The 20,752-nt window shown below is 39.5% G+C and carries 15 protein-coding genes and 6 tRNA genes; 15 read left to right on the forward strand and 6 right to left on the reverse strand.

Translation table 11 applies throughout. The features are described 5' to 3' along the window. The first annotated feature begins 36 nt into the window (after positions 1-36). The 13 genes from pgsA (at position 37) to H4J75_RS09900 (ending at position 10,575) form a co-directional block, all read left to right on the forward strand. Entirely contained in the window at positions 37-624 is a 588-nt protein-coding gene (gene pgsA, locus H4J75_RS09840) for a CDP-diacylglycerol--glycerol-3-phosphate 3-phosphatidyltransferase (protein WP_070373704.1), read from the forward strand. Between the two features lie 137 nt (positions 625-761). Beyond that, positions 762-837 (forward strand) — tRNA-Gly (locus H4J75_RS09845). A gap of 50 nt (positions 838-887) precedes the next feature. Next, positions 888-961: transfer RNA gene (locus H4J75_RS09850), tRNA-Cys, on the forward strand. A 93-nt stretch (positions 962-1,054) separates the two neighbouring features. Then, positions 1,055-1,140, forward strand: a tRNA-Leu gene (locus H4J75_RS09855). 95 nt (positions 1,141-1,235) lie between these two features. Next, a tRNA-Gly gene (locus H4J75_RS09860) sits at positions 1,236-1,311 on the forward strand. A 58-nt stretch (positions 1,312-1,369) separates the two neighbouring features. Next, positions 1,370-1,445, forward strand: a tRNA-Gly gene (locus tag H4J75_RS09865). A gap of 99 nt (positions 1,446-1,544) precedes the next feature. Next, positions 1,545-1,630 (forward strand) — tRNA-Leu (locus tag H4J75_RS09870). A 662-nt stretch (positions 1,631-2,292) separates the two neighbouring features. After that, the gene (locus tag H4J75_RS09875; protein WP_182222022.1) at positions 2,293-3,639 is read left to right on the forward strand and encodes an MFS transporter; all 1,347 of its coding nucleotides are present in this window, start codon (positions 2,293-2,295) and stop codon (positions 3,637-3,639) included. A gap of 367 nt (positions 3,640-4,006) precedes the next feature. Further along, the gene (locus tag H4J75_RS09880; RefSeq protein ID WP_182222023.1) at positions 4,007-6,406 is read left to right on the forward strand and encodes a TonB-dependent receptor; all 2,400 of its coding nucleotides are present in this window, start codon (positions 4,007-4,009) and stop codon (positions 6,404-6,406) included. 124 nt (positions 6,407-6,530) lie between these two features. Further along, positions 6,531-8,501: a tetratricopeptide repeat-containing sulfotransferase family protein gene (locus tag H4J75_RS09885; RefSeq protein ID WP_182222024.1), complete on the forward strand. Its 1,971-nt coding sequence runs from the start codon at positions 6,531-6,533 to the stop codon at positions 8,499-8,501. Between the two features lie 116 nt (positions 8,502-8,617). Beyond that, the gene (locus H4J75_RS09890; RefSeq protein ID WP_197517634.1) at positions 8,618-9,307 is read left to right on the forward strand and encodes a glycerophosphodiester phosphodiesterase family protein; all 690 of its coding nucleotides are present in this window, start codon (positions 8,618-8,620) and stop codon (positions 9,305-9,307) included. A gap of 185 nt (positions 9,308-9,492) precedes the next feature. Continuing rightward, entirely contained in the window at positions 9,493-9,864 is a 372-nt protein-coding gene (locus tag H4J75_RS09895; protein WP_070373682.1) for a hypothetical protein, read from the forward strand. Positions 9,865-9,912: 48 nt separating this feature from the next. Further along, positions 9,913-10,575 carry a YoaK family protein gene (locus tag H4J75_RS09900; RefSeq protein WP_182222025.1) on the forward strand — a complete coding sequence of 221 codons (663 nt, stop codon included), beginning with the start codon at positions 9,913-9,915 and terminating at the stop codon, positions 10,573-10,575. A 122-nt stretch (positions 10,576-10,697) separates the two neighbouring features. Here H4J75_RS09900 and H4J75_RS09905 read toward each other — a convergent pair whose 3' ends face one another. The 4 genes from H4J75_RS09905 to H4J75_RS09920 all read right to left on the reverse strand — a co-directional run bounded on the left by H4J75_RS09905 (position 10,698) and on the right by H4J75_RS09920 (position 13,246). Next, positions 10,698-11,168, reverse strand: a complete 471-nt coding sequence (locus H4J75_RS09905) for an FKBP-type peptidyl-prolyl cis-trans isomerase (RefSeq protein WP_070373680.1) — start codon at positions 11,166-11,168, stop codon at positions 10,698-10,700. 309 nt (positions 11,169-11,477) lie between these two features. Then, positions 11,478-11,996: a CC0125/CC1285 family lipoprotein gene (locus H4J75_RS09910; protein WP_070373679.1), complete on the reverse strand. Its 519-nt coding sequence runs from the start codon at positions 11,994-11,996 to the stop codon at positions 11,478-11,480. Positions 11,997-12,008: 12 nt separating this feature from the next. After that, positions 12,009-12,758: a hypothetical protein gene (locus tag H4J75_RS09915; RefSeq protein ID WP_182222026.1), complete on the reverse strand. Its 750-nt coding sequence runs from the start codon at positions 12,756-12,758 to the stop codon at positions 12,009-12,011. Further along, complete coding sequence (locus tag H4J75_RS09920) at positions 12,755-13,246, reverse strand: RNA polymerase sigma factor (protein WP_182217207.1); 492 nt, start codon at positions 13,244-13,246, stop codon at positions 12,755-12,757. Before H4J75_RS09920 ends, H4J75_RS09915 begins: the two co-directional genes overlap by 4 nt. 119 nt (positions 13,247-13,365) lie before the next feature. Between H4J75_RS09920 and H4J75_RS09925 the strand changes: the two genes are divergently transcribed. After that, positions 13,366-14,706, forward strand: coding sequence for a S8 family serine peptidase (locus H4J75_RS09925; protein WP_182222027.1), 1,341 nt, complete (start codon positions 13,366-13,368; stop codon positions 14,704-14,706). Here H4J75_RS09925 and H4J75_RS09930 read toward each other — a convergent pair. Together H4J75_RS09930 and H4J75_RS09935 are read right to left on the reverse strand one after the other, a co-directional pair. Beyond that, positions 14,703-15,620 carry a surface lipoprotein assembly modifier gene (locus H4J75_RS09930; RefSeq protein WP_182222028.1) on the reverse strand — a complete coding sequence of 306 codons (918 nt, stop codon included), beginning with the start codon at positions 15,618-15,620 and terminating at the stop codon, positions 14,703-14,705. The genes H4J75_RS09925 and H4J75_RS09930 overlap by 4 nt on opposite strands. 63 nt (positions 15,621-15,683) lie before the next feature. Then, the gene (locus H4J75_RS09935) at positions 15,684-16,634 is read right to left on the reverse strand and encodes a hypothetical protein (RefSeq protein ID WP_182222029.1); all 951 of its coding nucleotides are present in this window, start codon (positions 16,632-16,634) and stop codon (positions 15,684-15,686) included. Between the two features lie 368 nt (positions 16,635-17,002). On the opposite strand from H4J75_RS09935, the gene H4J75_RS09940 reads away from it, so the two are divergent. Further along, the gene (locus tag H4J75_RS09940; RefSeq protein ID WP_182222030.1) at positions 17,003-20,527 is read left to right on the forward strand and encodes a M36 family metallopeptidase; all 3,525 of its coding nucleotides are present in this window, start codon (positions 17,003-17,005) and stop codon (positions 20,525-20,527) included. Positions 20,528-20,752 lie beyond the last annotated feature (225 nt).

The following is a 20,752-nucleotide window of genomic DNA, read 5'->3' on the forward strand; positions in this document are numbered from 1 at the left end:
CGGTAACGCTTGTTGCTTTAGTAGTAAAATAAATTTATGTGGACCATTCCAAATCAAATCACCATGTTTCGGATAGTATTAATACCTGTTTTTTTAGTGGTATTTTATTTACCAGTCTCATGGAATCATTTCGGCGCATTTGCCGTATTCTGGCTTGCTGCTATTAGTGATGCTCTTGATGGCTATCTAGCACGTAAATTAAACCAATCTTCAGCATTTGGCGCCTTTATCGACCCAGTAGCTGATAAATTAATGGTTGTTGCTGCTTTAGTGCTACTTATTCAAGATTATCAACTGTGGTGGATTTCAATTTCAGCAATATTAATGATTGCTCGTGAAATTTTTATTAGTGCCTTGCGTGAATTTATGTCTTCACGCGGTAAACGCGATGAAATTGCTGTTTCTCAAATGGGAAAATATAAAACAGCTGCGCAAATGCTAGGTATTATGGGATTAATTTGGCAACCTGATTATGATATTCCGTTAATTCTGTTTAATTTTCCACATGAAATATTAATGTTTATCGCTTACAGCTTTTATGCGATAGCCACAGTGCTTACTTTTTGGTCAATGCTGGCCTATTTTAAAGTAGCTTGGCCAGAGTTAGCGAAACAAAATAGCTAGAAAATGATATATTTAGTTAAAAAAACGTCAAATTAGCCGCTTTTTGAGCAGTCAAAACAAAATTGAAATTAAACTGTTGACTCCAAATAATTTCAATGTAGAATGCGTCCCAAGTTGACAGGGAGTCAGCAGATGAAGCGGCTGTAGCTCAGCTGGTAGAGCATCACGTTGCCAACGTGAATGTCACGAGTTCGAGTCTCGTTAGCCGCTCCAAGTTTGATTTCTAATGATTTTTTTTAAATCGTTATCTATTCAAAGGATTCGGCGGGTTGGCAGAATGGCTATGCAGCGGATTGCAAATCCGTGGACCTCGGTTCGACTCCGGGACCCGCCTCCATTACTTATTTATAAGTGTTGGATGTATGAAGGACTTAGTTTAAATACTAAGAAGTAGGGAACCAATCACTACTATAAAAAATAATTATCCGATGCCCGGGTGGTGGAATTGGTAGACACAAGGGATTTAAAATCCCTCGCTCATAGAGTGTGACGGTTCAAGTCCGTCTCCGGGTACCACTTTGTTTTTAACAGAGTAAAGTGGGTAGTTAAGATGGTGTATGTTGGCGCATGCAGATAAAATTTAAACCTTGTTTGTAATAGCAAGTTATGAAGCGGCTGTAGCTCAGCTGGTAGAGCATCACGTTGCCAACGTGAATGTCACGAGTTCGAGTCTCGTTAGCCGCTCCAAATTTTATTAAAGAAAAGAAAACCTTAAGTAATGATATTATATTACTTAATCTACGAAGCGGCTGTAGCTCAGCTGGTAGAGCATCACGTTGCCAACGTGAATGTCACGAGTTCGAGTCTCGTTAGCCGCTCCAATACTTATTTAGTGTTTTAATAAGCTAGATAGTAAAAAACCTCTTAGTAATTAAGAGTTAGTAGGGAGCCAATCTCTACTTTAAAAAGAATTATCCGATGCCCGGGTGGTGGAATTGGTAGACACAAGGGATTTAAAATCCCTCGCTCATAGAGTGTGACGGTTCAAGTCCGTCTCCGGGTACCACCTTTTTTTCTGTACTTCCTAGTTAGTTAAAATCCTCCCCATTATTACAAGTCATCATCTATATCGTTTAGATTTTTTCTCTTGAATAAAAATCTCGTCACTTTACTTGAACATAGAGTGTGACGTTTCAAGTCCGTCTCCGGGTACCACCTTTTTTTCTGAACTTCCTAGTTAGTTAAAATCCTCTCATTATTGCAAGTCATCATCTACATCGTTTAGATTTTTTCTCTTGAATAAAAATCTCGTCACTTTACTTGAACATAGAGTGTGACGGTTCAAGTCCGTCTCCGGGTACCACCTTTTTTTCTGTACTTCCTAGTTAATTAAAATCCTCCCCATTATTGCAAGTCATCATCTACATCGTTTAGATTTTTTCTCTTGAATTATATTGCGCTAATAACTCTGTTGTTATAAAGGATAGATACTGTAACTATTATCTGTTTAATCTAAATTCATAATATTCTTGAATAAAATATCGTCACTTTACTTGAAAGTAGTGAACCTGTAATTATTGTCAGTTTGATAGAAGGCTAATTTTTTTGGCGTATTTGACGTAAACTACTGAATAACATAGTATCATCGAATCCATAATCATTAACCTAACAGAGCCAGTGTTTTATAGGAGTACCGTTAACTATATTACAACTGTTCACAGAGAAATTATGTCTAACCGACCCCCAAAGCAATTAAATATTATTATCGCCATGTATCTTGGTTATGCCGCCATGATGATTTGTCGTCAAATGGTCACTATTCTTAGTCCTGCCTTGCTTGCCGATGAAACCTTAGCCTTAACAAAAACTAATCTGGGTGATTTTGCTGCTTATGGTACTTTAGGTGCATTGGTTGGCAAGCTCATTTGGGGGCCCCTTGCTGATATTATAGGTGGGCGCTTTACTTTTTTGATTGGCATATTTCTAACGGCGCTCTTTGTTATTGCTTTTGGACTCTCTCCTAATGTAATGGCTTTTACTGTTTTTTCATTCCTATTGTACTGTACAAAATCTTCAGGTTGGCCAGCGATGACCAAACTGGTTGGAGAATGGTATCACCCTCATCATTACGGGCGAGTTTGGAGTATTATTTCTACCAGTTCTAGATTCAGTGTTGTGTTAGCGACTTTATTCTTTGGTTGGTTATTAAGCTTTATGGATTGGCGTTCAGTCGCTTTCATCGCTGCGGCTTTTGGACTGGTTGTTTTTATTGGTTGTTATTTTTTTCTACAAGAAAAACCAGAAAATCCCAACTTTTTTAGAGAAATTGAAAGTGATCATACTGATACCAGTGCCGAAGGTATAGCGCTAGCCAAAGCAGCAAAGCAGGCAGTTGATAACAAATATAACCACCCACTTCAAGATACGAGTATGGGTGCAGGTATGTTGGCATTTATTAAAAGTCCAAGAGTTTGGCTCGTGGTGCTAATGCTAATGATGCTTACTTGTATGATGGCCTTTTTAGACTTTGTTGCCGTTTATCTTATGGAAACCTATCAATTATCTCCTTCACAAGCAGCAATGGCTTCTACTATTTTCCCCGTAGGTTCTTTGGCTGGATTGTTAGCTTCGATAGCATTTTACGACCGATTTTCAAAGAAAGGTATTCGCACCGTATTAACGATAGCGATGACTCTGAGTTTATTGAGTATACTGACCCTGAAGTATTTATCTTGGTTTGATTTGAGTGTTGAAGTGAATTACATTGTCGCTTTGAGCGCAATTTTCTTATTCGCCTTTTCAATTTCTCCCGCTTATTACCTACCTATGTCAATATTCTCTATCGAATATGGTGGACCCCACAGTGCAAAATTGGTGAGTTTTATTGATGCTTTTGGTTTTGCGGCCAGTGCAACATTTGCTTTTATTGGCGGCAGGTTAGCTGATAGTGCGGGTGGTTGGTCTAGCTTTATGAATATGCTTATATTGATTTCAGCTGTGGGTATTATATCTGTTTGGGCATTTATGCATGCGGAATATAAAGCGGCAAAGTCAGGGGAAAGTGTCGTCAAGTAAGGTATTTAATGCGATAAACTCTTTAACCCTTTAAGAGTTTATCGCCACAAGCTTAAATAAACCCCGTGAGTCGTTCTCAACGTTACTTCTTCAAAATACCATCTTTTCACCGAAGTTTGCTGTTTATTTTAGCTATATTCAGTAATCTTTCCGATATTGTAGTATGCTACAACTCAAAAATTTCTGTGATATTAATCATTAAGTTATATTACAGGCTATTTTAACGACACAGCTGTTTGCGAAAACTTTTGACGGTTTGTCACAAAGAATCAAAAGGCTGTCACTTGATAAGCGTTTTGCTTCGATATTGATCTATTAATTTACTTAGTATCTGCTAAGTCACAGAAAATAATCAACGAGGGTACTTATGTATCATAAAAACCGACCAGTTAAAACCGTATTGACCATGGCAATCGCTCTTGCATTGAGTAGTAGTGCCGTTCAAGCTCAGGAAAAGAGTAAAGCAGAAGACAAAAAAGTTGAGACTGAGCGCCAGATCGAAACTATAACGGTTACTTCAACTCGCCGTTCAGAAAACCAACAAGCAGTGCCGCTTGCTGTTCAAGCCATTAGTGGAGCACAACTTCAGCAACTGGGTATTGACAGCTTTGAAGATTATATTGCATTACTACCGGGTGTTAGCTCTGAAGGTCAAGGTCCTGGTAAGCAAGAAACCTATATCCGTGGTGTATCCGCCGGTCGTGCTGATGTTAGACTTGCAGGCATAGGGGGCGAGCCAAGCGTTGCTTTTTACCTTGATGAAACTCCAATCACTACTCCAGGTCGTAATATAGATTTATATGCGGTTGATCTGCAACGTATCGAAGTGTTAAAAGGTCCTCAAGGCACATTGTTTGGCGCTAGTTCACAGGCAGGTACCGTTCGCCTTATTACCAACAAACCGGAATTGAACGAATTTAGAGCCGGTGGCGAGGTAGGTATGTCATCGACCAAGAGCGGTGGCATCAGTAATAAAACTGAAGGTTATGTCAATCTTCCTATTATAGAAGATGAGTTTGCCATACGAATTGCAGCTTATAATTCTACTGATGGTGGGTTTATTGATAATGCGCTGTCTACAACGCAATTACCATTAACTAATCCAGCACTGGGTGGCAGCGTTCCTTCATCTCGACAAGTAGTCAGTAACTCTACACTTGCAAAAGATGATTACAATGAAGCGACACACCGTGGCGTCAGAATTAGTGGCTTATGGCAAATCAACGACGAATGGGATTTGTTAGTACAGCACACAAACCAACAGTTAGATACTGAAGGTTCTTTTGAATATGATCCCTCTATCAGCACTGAAAACGACTTAAATACAGCCACTTTTTCGCCGACGGCTGGTGATGATAAAGTTGACCTAACACAGTGGACATTGAATGGTATGCTTGGCGGCCTTGAAGTTATTTATAACGGCTCGTTCACCAACCGCACGTTCCAAGGTAATACTGACTATACTGCTTATATAGAAATAGGACCATATGTTCCTTACTACATTTGTAGTTACCCAGGTTATGATGAATGCTTTAGTCCTGTGATGACTACTTCTGAGCAGTTTGAAACAGAACGCGTTGTGCACGAAATTCGTGTTGCAACCAATGCGGAAGACCGTTTTAGAGCGATTGGTGGTGTTTTCTATGATGATCAGCAACTTAATACGTTAACTGACTTTACTTATGCGGGTTCTATCGCCGCTGGATTTTCACCAAACTTTCCAATACCGGGTGCTTTCACTAACACCGATGGCAGTGCTCGGCCGCCGGGCGTAACTTATTTCAATGATTATCAATCAGACCGTGAAGAAATGTCTGTATTTGGTGAGCTTGCTTACGACGTTACTGAAGAGGTAACCGTAACAGTTGGTGCACGTCACTATAATATTGAAATGGGCTTGATGGGACAATCTCCTTTCGGTCAAAGAGCATCTGGACCAGAGGCAGATGCCGGAACAAATGTTGATTCAAGACTGGCTGGTTTATCGCCTGCAACGATATCGGGAACGATTTACAAAGCCAATATACGCTGGGAAATGAATGCTGACGCGATGTTTTATGCTACGTATTCTGAAGGCTTTAGAGGCGGTGGATTCAATCGTGCAGTTGGCACTGGTGGCATTCCTGCTACTTTTGATACCGATGATGTTGTTAGTGTTGAATTAGGCTGGAAAACAACTTGGCTTAATAATACTTTGCGTTTTAATGGCGCGATATACAATGTTGATTTCAGTGACATGCAGCAAGGCGTTCTTGATCTTAGTATCGCTAATAGCTCATTCTTTGATAATGTTGGCTCTGCTGATATCAATGGTGTTGAATTTGAACTTAACTGGGCTGCGACCGATAATGTCGACCTTTTTGGCTCATTTAGTTACATCGATTCAGAGTTGACTGATATTCCAAACACCTTAGTTAATATCACACCAGTAGGGTCTAATCTCCCTTACGCACCAGAAAATGAAGGTGTGGTTGGCGCGCGTTACTATCAAAATATCGGCGACTTTGCTGCTGTTTTTCAAGGCGTATTTAAATGGACAGACTCACGTTTTAATAGCTTAGTTGCTGCTGATCGTGTCGAGTTACCGTCTTATAATCAAGTTAACCTATCTGCCTCTATTGGAAAAGATGACTGGAAAGCAACACTCTTTATTGACAATGCTACCGATTCTCTTGGACAAGTTGCTGCGGGTTCAGCTGATAATGTCTTTAGGGTTTCACCAACGAGACCTCGCACAGTTGGCTTTAGAATAAGCTATGATTATTAGCATTTTACATTATTTTAAAGTATTTTAAGATAAGATAGGGTCGGCGTTTAATAACGTCGACCCATTTTTTTTGTATATTTATAGACAATATCAACCATCTCTTGATATTTACCGAGACATTATTTTGCCAAATCAATTGAAAAACCTCCAACCAGACCAAGTTATTAAACAGTGTCAACTTTTGATTCAAAAAGGCCACTTAAGCCAAGCAGCTAAGAACCTAGAAGATATGCTTGCGGAAAATCCAGGACATATTGAAGGTGTTTATTGTCTTGCAGTCTGTCAGCGTAAACAACAAAAATATAATCTGGCTATGGCAAGTCTTGATCAAATTCTTATAAAACAACCGGACCATGGCCGGGCGCATCAAGAGCAAGGTTATACTCACAAAGCAATGGCGAACACTAGCCAAGCGATAGCATCCTTTGAAAAAGCAGTCGCCTTAAATCCAGCTTTGTTTGGAAGTTGGCGCGCTTTAGCAGACCAACCTGGTTATCCGATGCGTCAGGAAGCAAAAAAACGTGCTGATTGGCTCTCCAGTTTGCCGCCAGCATTAGTTTCTGTTTCTAGCTTAATATATCAAAAGCAATTACATCGCGCTGAATGGCTCTGTCGTCATTTTCTCAAAGACAATCCCCATCAACCAGAAGCTATGCGCTTATTGGCTGAGTTAGGAACAAAGTTTCAAATTCTTGATGACGCGGAGTTCTTATTAGCCAGCTGCCTTGAATTTGAACCAAATTACAAAAGAGCACGCCTTGACTATGTTCATGTTCTGCATAAACGACAAAAATTTAATAAGGCACTTGAGCAAGCAAAAATTCTATTAGATTCAGACCCGGAAAATGCAACGTTTAAAATTGGTCTTGGCAATGCGCAACAAGCCACTGGAGATTTTGAAGCAGCTATAAGCACCTTTGAAAGTGTATTGGATAGCAACGCAGCTAATTACTCTATCTATTTAACTCTCGGCCATGCATTAAAAACGATGGGGCGTGTTGAAGACGCGATCCAAGCTTACCGTAAAAGCTACGATCTCAAACCTGACTTTGGTGATGCTTTCTGGAGTTTGGCCAATTTAAAAACTTACCGATTTACCTCTGATGAACGTCAGCAAATGAGGGTTAAAGAAGCAAGCGCGACAACATCGATAAATGATAAAATTCATTTTTGCTTTGCGCTTGGCAAAGATTTAGAAGACAGTGAGCTCTTTGACGAAGCCTTCTCTTTTTACCATCGCGGCAACAAACTCAAGAGCGAGCAAGACAAATTTGACAGCAAATCTCTCGAGTTATCGTTTGAATTTCAGAAAAATAATTTTGACGCTGCGTTTTTCAATCGCCATAAACAAACCGGTTGCTCTGCTGCAGATCCTATATTTATTGTTGGACTACCTAGAGCTGGGTCGACACTTTTAGAACAAATCCTCTCTTCACACTCACAGGTTGATGGGACAATGGAATTGGCCAACATTATCGGTCTAGCGCATCGCTTAAATGGTCGACAAGCCACGCGTGACACCCCCAAATACCCGAGTATTCTAAGCAATCTTACTGCTGATGACCTCACTAAAATGGGCGAGCTGTATATTGAAGAGACTCGGCATCATCGCCAAGGAGCAATGTTCTTTATCGATAAAATGCCAAACAATTTCCGGCATATTGCGCTTATCAATCTGATCTTGCCTAACGCGAAAATTATCGATGCGAGACGCGATGCTTTGTCCTGTTGTTTTAGTGGTTTTAAACAATTGTTTGGTGAGGGGCAGCAATTTTCCTATGATCTTGAAGACATTGGACATTATTATCGTAGTTATGTTGAGTTGATGGACCATTGGGACAAAGAATTACCCGGTAAGATTTTACGTGTGCAGTATGAAGATGTGGTTGCCGATCTTGAAAGCCAAGTTAGGCGCATATTAGACTATTGTGGACTTCCTTTTGAGCAGGCTTGTATTGATTTTCATACAAATAAACGCGCTGTTCGCACGCCTAGCTCTGAGCAAGTTCGACAACCTATTTATCAAAGTGGTCTTGAACAATGGCGCAATTATGAGTCTCATTTAACACCATTAAAAAAAGCACTAAAAAGCTAGGTCGGCTTTCTAAAGTGCTAGAACTGTTTTTATAGCAGTTGGCTGTTAATGAGCGCTATGCGTATTGATATTGTCGTGTTAATTATTTTACTATAGAAAATAAAGAGAAATAAATTTTGGATAAAAAGATACTAAAAATAGGACATCGTGGCGCAATGGGTCATGAACCTGAAAACACGCTAAGGTCTTTTAAAAAAGCATTAGCGTTAAATGTTGATGCGATCGAATTAGATGTATATGTATGTAAAACAGGTGAACTTGTTGTTATACATGACGATAAAGTAGACAGAACAACTAATGGTATAGGCTATACTGAAGATAAAACCTTTGTTGAGCTAAGACAACTAGACGCGGGAAAAGGTGAACTTATACCAACACTTGAAGAAGTCTTGGATCTTGTTGATAAAAGCGTGATAGTAAATATAGAATTAAAGGGAAGAAGTACCGCAATTGCAACGTATCAGGTAATAGATAAATACATAAAAGAAAAGGGCTGGTCTGAGCTTGATTTTATGGTTTCTTCATTTGATCATCATGAATTAAATAAATTTAAACATTTGTATCCTCAAATACCCATCGGTGTTTTGCTTGAAGGCGTTCCTCTTTCTTATGCTGATTGTGCCGTTGAACTTAATGCTCAATCCATCAACTTAAGTCTAGATTTTATCAATCAGGACTTTGTTGATGACGCACATCAAAAAGGGTTACAAGTTTATGTTTATACGGTTAATGACTATGATGACATTGCCAAAGTAAAAGAATTAAATATCGATGGTATTTTTTGTAATTTTCCAGAAAGATTATAATTAAGACACGATTGCCTGCGATACTAAACGAGAAATAGCGTGGGATTTTGTATGGGGTGTTTTGATTTGAAAATCCCTGTTATTTAAAGATGAACTAGATTTTAATGTTAACGCACATGAGTATTATTTATTTTGCGATAAAATATATATTTAGTTTATAAGCCAACTTATCAGGGATCTAATGTATGCGTCGTGGGGAAAAGCAGTCAGAAAATAGTGAAAACTATGTTCCAAATGATATCCCTTTACCACAGCGGGTAGCTAAAAAAATACTTATTATTTTTTTACTTTGCTATGGCACTTATGGCGTCTACAGCGGTACTCTTTATCTCCCCCTAGGAAGAGGTGAAGTTACCTTTCAAGGTAATGCAGTATATTTTTCTTTTGCTGCTCTTTTGTTAGGTGCTTTATATCTTTTGATTGAAATTATCGATCATTACGATAAAAGGAATAATGAATTCTCATATAAACGTATAAAAGGTGTAATTAAAGGACTTGCTGCTTTAATATTGTTATTTACTATCGCTATAAGTGCCGCACTTACACAAGAACTATAAGTCACTCAAATCGGCGCTTAACGTGGCATTTGTGATTAAAGGATTATCGTGATATCAAAATTACCTCGGTGGGTAGAGTATGGCTCGTTTGTTTTAGCACTGGTTGCGGGCTTTATTAACGCTGTTGGACTTTTAGGATTTAATCACCAATCTATTTCACACTTATCTGGAACAGCAACACTGCTTGGCGTAGGTGTTTTAAACTCAAGTTTTTCTAATACACTTCATTTGGTTTTAATTCTGCTTAGCTTCTTAGTAGGCTCTGCCATATCAGGCTATTTCCTAAATAGTGGTTCGTTAAAGTTGGGTCGTAATTACAGTCGACTGCTTATCTTGGAGGCAATCATTATTTTCGCATCAATGTATTTCTTATCCAAGGGATCACTATTTGGCCATTATTTAGCTTCAGCTGCATGTGGGCTTCAAAATGCACTAGTGACAACCTATAGTGGCGCTGTTGTTCGAACAACTCATGTAACTGGGTTATTTACCGATCTTGGTCTTATGTTAGGTTCAAGACTTCGAGGCGAACTCTTTGATAAAAGAAAGGCGGTATTGTTTCTACTGATAATAACGGGATTTATTGTTGGTGGGGGATTGGGTGCTTATTTTTTCAGTATGTTTAAGTTTAATGCTTTATTAATTCCTGCTGTTATTTGCTTGCTATTAGCATTGTTCTATTCAGTTTACAGTGCAAAGGTGAGTAGTTAACAGCCGTATGTTCGCTGTTATCAATACAAAATATAGTGGCTATTATATGCTGGCAAGACCTAATCATCTGACTAAACAAAACAGCAATGATATTTCTATTATTGCTGTTTTAGATATTTTATTTACTGAATGTCGAGTAGTGTCACTTCAAAAATAAGTAACGAACCGGGGGTTATTTTTCCTGCAGATTTATTGCCATAGCCTAAGCTAGATGGAATAAAAAACTTAAATTTATCACCAACAACCATTAATTGAAGACCTTCAGTCCAGCCAGGTATCACTTGGTTTAAGCCAAAACTAATGGGTTCACCGCGATCAACTGAGCTGTCAAATACACTGCCATCGAGTAAAGAGCCATGATAATGCACTTTCACTTTTGAACTGGCACTTGGGTGCTTTAATCCATCACCTTTTTCCAATACTAGATATTGCAAACCTGAAGCTGTTTCAACAACATTTTCAAGGGTTTTATTTGTAGCTAAGAACTGGTTAGCTATAGCTATATTTTCAACCGCGGCTTTTTTATCATTTGAACTTTTTGAAATAAAGAAAATTACCAAGGCAATAATTATAACCAATACAACATATTTCATAACTGATCCGATTAATTTGAATTATTGTGTATTCTAGCATTCGATTCTTTTGCAGGTCACATTAATTTAAAATTAATATGAGTGCTATGTTTTTCATTGTTAGGTAAGCGGATGATTTGCAGGGGTATTAATTCATTCAAAAGAGGTGTCTTATGCTATTTACAGTGATGAGGCCTTGAACATTTACCCTTTAGTTATAGAAAAACCCGGTAACATGCATGTTACCGGGTTTAATAGGTAGATTAACAGCTACCTCAAGTTATGTGATTATTGCTAGCGTTTACATTGGCTATTATCACATGTTTTTTTCTAATGCTTATCCAGTTTTTGTGACAAGTTTTCAATCACATCAACGGCGCTATAAGTCGATTCATTAGGCATAATGCCTTTGCCCATTCGAATCTCTAAAATACTATGCACTTCTTTACGGTTATTGCCGCTATTAAAGGCAATTCCTATTTCACTATGTGGGCGTTGGTAGGTTTCACAGTTGAATAGGCCACAACGGCGTTCAATGCGCTGTTGATGCGATAAACCAAATGCAGAGGCAACCTCTACTTTTTGAGACTCAACAAAAGTTTCTTTATTGGTCACAACAAACCAATCAAAACCTTGCTTTTGAGTGAGCTCCGCGGATCTTAATAGCGCATAATCAGCTGCATCAGCGACACTGTTAGAGATGATTTTAAATTGTACACGATACCTATCACTGGTAATTTTTTGCTCACTATAACCTGATGACCCTTTAGTTGCAGGGCGGTAGTCAGGTTGAGAAGCACAAGCTGATATTAATAAAGTTACGAATAAAAAGGGAATAAATGATTTCATAATGTACCTCGGTTATTGTTTATTTGTTTGCCAGTTATTGTTTATTGCTCGTTGTTCTTGAGCGCTATCCATTGCTTGTCCTTTGATCATCTCATCTATAGCGCTGTCTAGTTGTGCCTTGTTACTGGCAACACGGTAATTTTCAATATCTTGGGAAAACGCTACGTTTTTGGTGATTTTAAGCTGCCACTGCTGATTTTCTTTACAGGCAATGTTGATACTGGCCGCTTGTAAATTAATGTGCTGAAACTGTCGACAAAAATTACCCGCATGATTAGTGAAACTTAAATTAGCCATGACCTTATCACCTTGGTCTGTTGACGACATTTCACCACTTTTTGCCTTATCTAACACCTGTGATATCTCTGCAGTAATCGCAGTTGTTTGCTCTGACTGCATTAGGGTTATTGTTCCTACGCCAAATATCATCGAAATACCTGCCGCTAAGGCGTAATGTTTTTTAATGCGTTGGTTAACACTTTTCCAGCGTGACAAGCTAACAACATTTTCAGGCGTCTGGTCTTCTTTATTTTCTGCTATTTTTTTATCTAAGGTTTGTGCTAAGAGTAAGATACCATCAGGCATTGTAGTCCTATCAATAATGGCAGCATTTTCGTTAACCCAGTGATCAACTTGTGATAAGTCAGCCAAACGCATCACTAAATCGTCGTCAGTCTCTAGCGCACAACGGACCTCTTCCATTGCTTCTTCGCTCAGTTCGGCGTCTAAAAATGCACTCAATATTTCATTGTCTATTTTCATAAGCCTGCTCCTATTTGATAGGGTTTCATCATATCCATTAGTGCAACACGTGCTCGAGATAGCCGACTCATCACCGTACCAACAGGGATCTCCATAGAAGAAGCCACTTCTTTATATGACATGCCTTGAACGGCCACTAAAGATAAAATTGCCCGTTGATCGTCAGGCAAGGTACTCATCGCTTTATTAACGTGTGCCAGCGTTTCTTTGTTGTCAAATTGTTGGTGTTCATTAGCAGTTTGTGGCTCTTGAAGCTCCGGTTTGAGTACCGCATTCTGCCTAACTTTTCGTGACCGATATTCGTCAATCCAAACATTGCGACAAACCTTAAATGCCCACCTAGTTTCGTCTACTCCACTAGGCACACCTTTATTGAGTATTTTCTCTAGCGTGGTTTGTACTAAATCATCTGCATCAGCAGGATTACCCGTTAAAGAGTAGGCAAAGCGTCTTAGCATTGGTAGTATATTTTCTATAGGTTTATTCATTTTTTACTCCTCTCTACTAAGTAGACGTATCTAAAAAATATTTATTCCATAAAAGGAAATTTATTTTTAGTTGAAACGTTTTATTAACGACACACTTATTTTTTAGGCTGAAGACTAACATGAAAACCTTACCACTTACCGCCATATTTATTTCAATTCTTAGTACATCGCTACCGGCAAAACAACTGGCTAGCGGTGATGTTTTAGGAAATATAACCCTAGTAGATCGCAATTTAGGCGATATTAGCCAGCAAATAAAAGTACCGCGTAAACTAGCGCCATTTGCGTTAAGTCGCTTACCCAATGTTGATAAATTGACGACTGAGCCACTTACGGCTTTACCTGATTCATTATCAATAGAAACAGTAACAGGAAAACACCTTTGGTTTGATGTTGAGGTAGAACAGGGATGGCGAGCCGTGAAGGGACAATGGATACTCTTAGCCGACGACCTTAATAAGGCACGCTTAATTGGCCAGGGTGCGGTGATAATCAATGAATCTCGTTATTCTGGTTTGGGCATGACATTGTTACGTTTTAATGTGCCACAAGCTCTCGACTCAAAGAAAGCGTTAATAAATATACTTTCTGCCAAAGCGTCACTGAGTTTAGCTAGAAATCATATTTATCAAACACAAAGTCAAGCCCGTCAGCTTACCGATAAAAAAGTAGTCGGTGAAAAGCTAAAAACTAAAAGCCCATTTAATGCTTGTCAGCTAAAGGTAAAAGTTGGTCTAGTTGATAGTGCAATAGACACAAACCATGATGCTTTTAAGCAGGCAAGTATTAGCGCAAAGTCTTTTTTGCCTGCTGAATTAGCTGCCTCAGTTCAACACGGTACCGTGATCGCAAGTTTATTGGTTGGTAAGACCGAGCAGTTGGTACCGCTTTTACCACAGGGTCAAATTTACTCGGCAGAAGTATTTTACCAGCAGTCAGGTTATGTTCAGGGTGCAACTTTGTCAGCGATGATAGCGGGAATAAATTGGCTAATAGAACAAGACGTAAAAGTGATCAATATGAGTTTAGCGGGCCCAGATAATAAAATTTTGCAGGCTGTGCTTACTTCGGCCATGGCAAAGGGCGCTTTAATTATTGCTGCAGCCGGTAATGAAGGTCCGGCGGCTCCTCCGATGTTTCCAGCGGCTTATAAAGATGTTATTGCGGTGAGTGCTATTGACCAATTTCAACAACCTTACCGTTGGTCAAATCGCGGTGATTATGTCGATTACTCTGCCTTAGGGGTTAATGTCTTAACGGCACAAAGTGGTCAGCGGGTGGGGCGGGAGTCAGGCACATCGATTGCCGCACCTTACGTAACCGCAGCTTTAGCCTGTTTAATTGCAAAAATTGGCGTCAACAGAAATCAATTATTAGAAAAGCTCAATGAATCAACAATAGATTTGGGTCCTCGCGGTAAGGACCCTATTTATGGTGTCGGCGCGATAGTAAGCCGTTAAAATTGCGCTTTAATCGCTAAAGTCGAAAGGGTTTGAGTGTATGTTTGGCTATCAAGCTCTGAACGGTAGTCGCCATATTCAACGTTGCCAATAACCACTAAATGTTCGTTAACGTTTAACTGCCACTGTCCGTGAAATATATGCCTATGTTCATCTGCTTTTGATTCACGCTGACTAGGGATATCATTATTGCTGACCGCTTGAAAATCTTTCGATTGAAAACGCCAACCGATAGTTGCTTTGTGAGCTAAGTCAAATAATTCAAATTTTTGAGATAACTTAGTGTTAACCCCATAGCCACCATAATTAAACTGTGAGTCTGTTGCCGTTTCTTTATCTGCGCTAAGCCCTAGCATCAGCATAGTGCGACCGTCATTGATAAAGTGAAATAATTCAGTACTTACAGCAAAAGTGTTGGCATTTCGGCGAGTTATTAGGGCAAAGTCTTTACGCTTTATTTTAAGGCTAGTGCGTAAAAATGTTTGGGGTTGAAGAAAAGTTCCCAAGTAAATACTGGCTTGTTGAAAGGTTAAATATGTCTCGCCAGCTAACTTAGCTTTAGCACCATCATAACGTAGCCCTAAATCTTTTTCCTGCCATTTATAGGTCCCATCAATACTGACTTGATGTAAGGCAAGATCAAAAGAATCTAACTGATGATAATCTTGGTCATTATATCGATATGATGACGTTAACTTTGCTTTATTATTGAACGTCCACAAGCCAGTAACCGCAGCCGTTTTTTGAATGCCACTGTCACCCTGTGAGGAAACTTCATCAAGCTCATCGACACTAAGCGCTGAGTTGTTTATTAAAGCCAGCGAAGCCTCACCACTAAAAGTAAATGTCTCTGGCGTTGCTGCCATCACTTGCATACTAAGGATGCATCCTAAACTGCTCAACATATATTTCATCTTAATTTCCTTAAATAGGATGCGCCAGGGTAACTGGCGCATTTAACAAGTTAGTCAGTAAGATTAAAAGCCAATAGCTAAGTCGCTTGCCAAAGTGCTTACCACTTCAGCGGCAGTTGCTGCAGCAATTTCAGCGTTAACCTGCTCAGTAACTACACGACTAATTTGGCTATTCACGTCTTGAGTAATAACACTTTGCGTATCGCTGGTAATTGAATTAACAATATTGGCATTAATACTTTGCTCCAAGACTTGCGTGGTTTGTGCTGCTGCATCTGCAGCGGCAATGTTTTGCAAATCTCCTGACAAACTCTGCGACAGTTGCGAGGTACCAGTTAAAGAGGTGGCGGTATCTAACGCATTAGCATTTTGTAAGCCTCCTGACATATTTTCAAACATGCCTTGCGATAAACTCTGCGACAGCTGCGACGTATTAGCAAAAGACGTTTGGCTATCAAGGTTGGACGCCCTAGCAACATCTTCAGATTCAGCTAAGTCTTCACCAGGTGTCGCTTCACTCTCTTGGGGAATATCATCTTCTGGTAGCTCTGTTGTGCTTACTTGGGTAAGTGATTGGGTCAGTGATTGGCTCAACGTGGCCGCAACACCAGCGGTTATATTGACAGTGCTTCCCGTATTATTTGTTAGGGTCGCAACCATCTGATTATTGCTATCAAAAGCTTTAACGCTTGTTGCATTAACGCTTGTTGCATTAACGCTATTACTGATTTGCTGCTCTGTTGGTTCGCTTTGCGCTGGTTCACTTGGAGCAGAGGCTTGCGGATTGTTGTCTGCGTTATTAGCCGTAACTTGTGTATTACTCGTTGCGGAACTGTCTGAATGTACCGACATTTGTGCTGAATTATCAGTGCTATCAACTCCTTGAGATAATTGAGTATTCTGATTAACTTGGGCGTCTTGATTAATTTGAATAGTGTTTGCTTGTGCAACACTTACCCAACAACTTAATCCGCTTACTACCAATACTTTTGCAATTTTATTTAATGAAGTCATGTTTGCTTCCTCTAAGGTTTGTTTATGTTAATGACACTTAGATAACGGATGATGTGAGATATTTATTCCAAGTTTATTTAAATAAAAATACAAATTTAAAGGTTTTGTTTTTTTTAAGTCTGTATATCAATATTTTAGGCTGGCTTTTTGTTTTACTTTTTTTCCTCTACATAGATAAGCAGTAATAACACTGGGGGTTAATACCTAGTGTAAAAGAGGGAAATACCTGATTATTTTTTGTCAGAGAAATGGGCACCCTAACTAAGTAAATAATTTTCTTACCCATAAAGTGTCCATGAAAGCGAATGATGTTGACTTATATGTTTAATTATCATGCTCAAGGTCACAAATAATAAAAGGTGATTACAATGAAGAATACATTAATATCAAGTGCCATTGCTTTTGCACTGACTGTTCCGCTAAGCGTTATATCTAGTCAAGTTCATGCATCAACAAGCGATATCATTACTGGAAGTAATGCTGCTAATAAAATCTTAAATTTTGACGTTGCTGGTGTACCAAACGTTAATCAAATTCAAGATACGGGCCTAAATACTTTAATGAGTTTAAGCGCTGAGCAGGCTCAAGCCATCAGTCACTTTCAAGCAGCTAATCCAAACGCACAGGTAAATATCAATCAAGCAACAGGGACTGTTGATGCTATTACCGGTATGACCGTTAAAACGGCGGGTAACTCTGTTGAGAATATGGCGCGTAATTTCATTACCGACAATCAGCAAATTTTTGAAGGTTTAAGCAATGACCAACTGAAATATAATCGTAATCGCTCTAAAGCGGCATTAGGTGGGCAAGTTGTTCGTTTCGATCAAGTTGTCGATGGTATTCTTGTTGATGGCAATGGTTTAGGTGTTGTTATTGATGGTAACAACAACGTTCGCGCCATTATGGGTCCTTATCAAAAAGCCCTTACTGTAGCGGGTCAACCGGGGTTATCTGCTGATGATGCGGTGTTAATGGCAACGCGTAATCTTGTACAATTTCAAAAGAATATCCCCGCAGAGGCTATGTCAATACTAACCCCGGCCTATGAATTAATAGCAGCAGAGCTAGGTGTGTTTAAAACACCAATACCAGAGCTACGCATAGTGCAAACGGCTGATAGCCATAGTTTAGTTTGGCAGTTTTATTACTACTCAACGAATCCTTTTGGCGTATTTAAATACATGGTTGATGCACAAACGGGTGAGATAGTTTACCGTGAAGATCAAGTGCGCACGGCCGAAGAGCCACAACCCACCGATCAATTTGCTGATTATTTTCCGACTTTCCCACCGATCACCAAAGAATTACAAGACTCTTGTGAAGTTGTTGATGCAGATGGCGGTTTAACGGGCACACCTGAAGGGTTATTGCGCATTAAATTAAGAAAATTTGATGAAACTAACCGAGTAACAGGTGTTGGTAGTGTATTAACGGGTACTAATGCACTTATTCTTAATGCTTCATCGAGCAAATTGCCATTCGCTCAAGCGGCTTTAGGCACTTATTATTTTGACCAAGACGCTGCACCTCTTTATGGCCGCGTTAATGAAAAAGATCATACTGCTGAGCCTGCACAGCAATTCGACGGTATCAGTCAATTTATATATATCACTAACTTAATGGAATATTTAGACTATTTGCACAAAGATGGCGATGATGTTCATGCTAGAGGATTTGGCAGTGGTAGTTTTCCTGATCAATACCCTAATGAGTCAACGCCTTTAGTAGGTGTCGTTCATATACCTAACGTGTTTATGGCACTAGAAGCTCAAGATATAGACTTTAGTGATCCTGAGCTTTTAAATAAAATAGTAAACTTAGATAATGCTTTTGCTATACCCCTTACACAAGAAATTGGTGGTCAGGAAGTGGTTGTTAACCCAACATTTTATGGTCATGGTTATTACTTTAACAACTTAGCAATAGATTTTAGTGTGCCTATGCACGAAGGTACGCATGCGACTATCACACCTATTGCTGGCTTTGAAGGTAGCCCTGAAGGTGGCGCCTTGAACGAAGGGCAAGCCGATTTATGGGCTTATACCATAGGTGAAACACCTGATTTAGGTAGTTACCCAGTTGCAGGTTGTGGGTTAAGAGACTTATTACGCGAAAATGGTACAGATCCTGATTCTTTTGAATATATTCGTAGTGGCCAAAGCCAATTACGTTATTCACAATTAGGAACACGCGGTGACGACTTTGAAGTACACAGAGATGGCGAAATATATGCCGGTGCGATGTGGGACTTACGAGAAATTATGTTAGAGATGTATCCAGCTAACGACTTTGCTCGCCCAGATCCAACAACGGGTGATGCAACACAGTTAACCAGTTTAGGTAAAGAAACGTGGGAACGTATTTTCCTTGGCTCTATGTATATTTTAGGGGTTACTGCGCCAGATACCTTTGTTAAAGCACGAGATGCGGCATTAACAGCTGACGCTATGCTATATCCAACTACCTCTGTTGATGCTAAATCTCTAGGTCAACATCATGCTATTATTGAACGTGTATTTGCCGCTCGTGAATTGGGATTAAACGCTTCAGCTCCATTAGGTGGTGTGCAGATGATTTCAACAGCGGTAAGTGACTTTACTGCGGGTCAAGCAGCACCAGCTGCACCACAAAATATTGTTGCAACGATTACCAACCCAGACACAATAGATGTCACTTGGAATGAAGTAGATAATGCCATAGGCTATCAAATATTAAAGCGTAAAGGTGGCAGCCCAGCTCGTTTATTCGCTGGTGTACCGGGTCGTGAATATGTCGACGGCGATATAGAAAATAATGGCTATACCCATGTTGAATTTGTAACGGGTGCCAGTTACAGCGATAAAGGACAAGGTTTTGGTCGTGGAGCAGGTCAAGGTATTGATGCTTATGATTATCAATATGTTGTTCGTGCTATTGAAGTTAATGCTTTGGGTCAAGTTGGTTTTTCTGATTTGTCAGGTACGGCGAAAACTAACTTGAAACAGAGAAATGTCACTAAGAAAGTTACCGCGCGGATCGATAATGTTTCTTTTAGTGAAGGTTTATTTTCTTTTGATAATATCTTAACAAATAATGCTTCGCATGATTTGTTTGGGCCGATAAAGTTTAATATTGTCTCAATTAGTAGCCCTGATGTAACTGTAGCTAACGCTAAAAGTGGCACAGGTCAAAATGGCAATACTGCGACGTTCATTTATGACGAATCTTTATCATCACAAATGGACTCTTCAGCGATTAACTTTATCTTTAACAACCCGATGGCTGAGCTGTTTACCTTTAAAGCTAAAGTGTTTGCTCAGATAGAGAAACCTTCAGTTGCGGCTAATGGTAACCAAGAACCGATGGATTCATCTGCGGGTGCTGATCGTACCGTGGTTTATCATAATATCTCTGAGCATAAAGGCTTAGTTGCTATTGGCACTACAGACGTAGAAGTTGCTGACGGTGTTGATTATGTTGATGTGGTATTTACTGCAGAGACAAGTGCACAAAGTATTGTTGCAACCTTAACAGCAGATACTGAAGTGGGGGGAGCCATTCCAGATTTGGATTTCTCAATGCTCGACAGTGACGGCAATGTCATGGTTACTTCTGGTAACTTAGGCCCTTCAGAGCAGGTAGGTAGTACGGTTGTTGGTGGTGAAAGCTACACTCTACGTGTTAAAGGTTATGCCAATGGTCCAACTCAATTTACTATTGTGTTAGACCAAATGGTACTAAATGAATCAGATGCGAGTACCGAAGCAAGTACTGCTGAGTCTGCTGTAGGTTCTGTGGAGCTAGTTGAGTTTGTAGTAAACCCAGCTAATGGCACGATTATGGTCGTCGAACCTGACGATGCGAAGTCAGTAACTGCTGCGCCAATGATGGGTCCAACAGCGACACTTTAATCATTTGCTGAAAAAAGTAATAGTCCACTTAGTGATATAAGTGGGCTTTTTTTTGTCTTTTTTTTGCTAAAAGTGTTTTGCCACCCACCAAAAAAACATCTTATTAGTGAGTATTCAACGAGAAGAGAAGGTACAAATATACGTATTGAATAAATAGTGCATCCATTATTTAATTATCCATCCTGATGGTCAGCTGGATACTACTATTGGACAGAATTGTTAAGT

Origin of the sequence: Colwellia sp. BRX10-1, from assembly GCF_014077545.1 — a bacterium.
In the GTDB taxonomy this organism is placed as follows: Bacteria; Pseudomonadota; Gammaproteobacteria; order Enterobacterales; family Alteromonadaceae; genus Colwellia_A.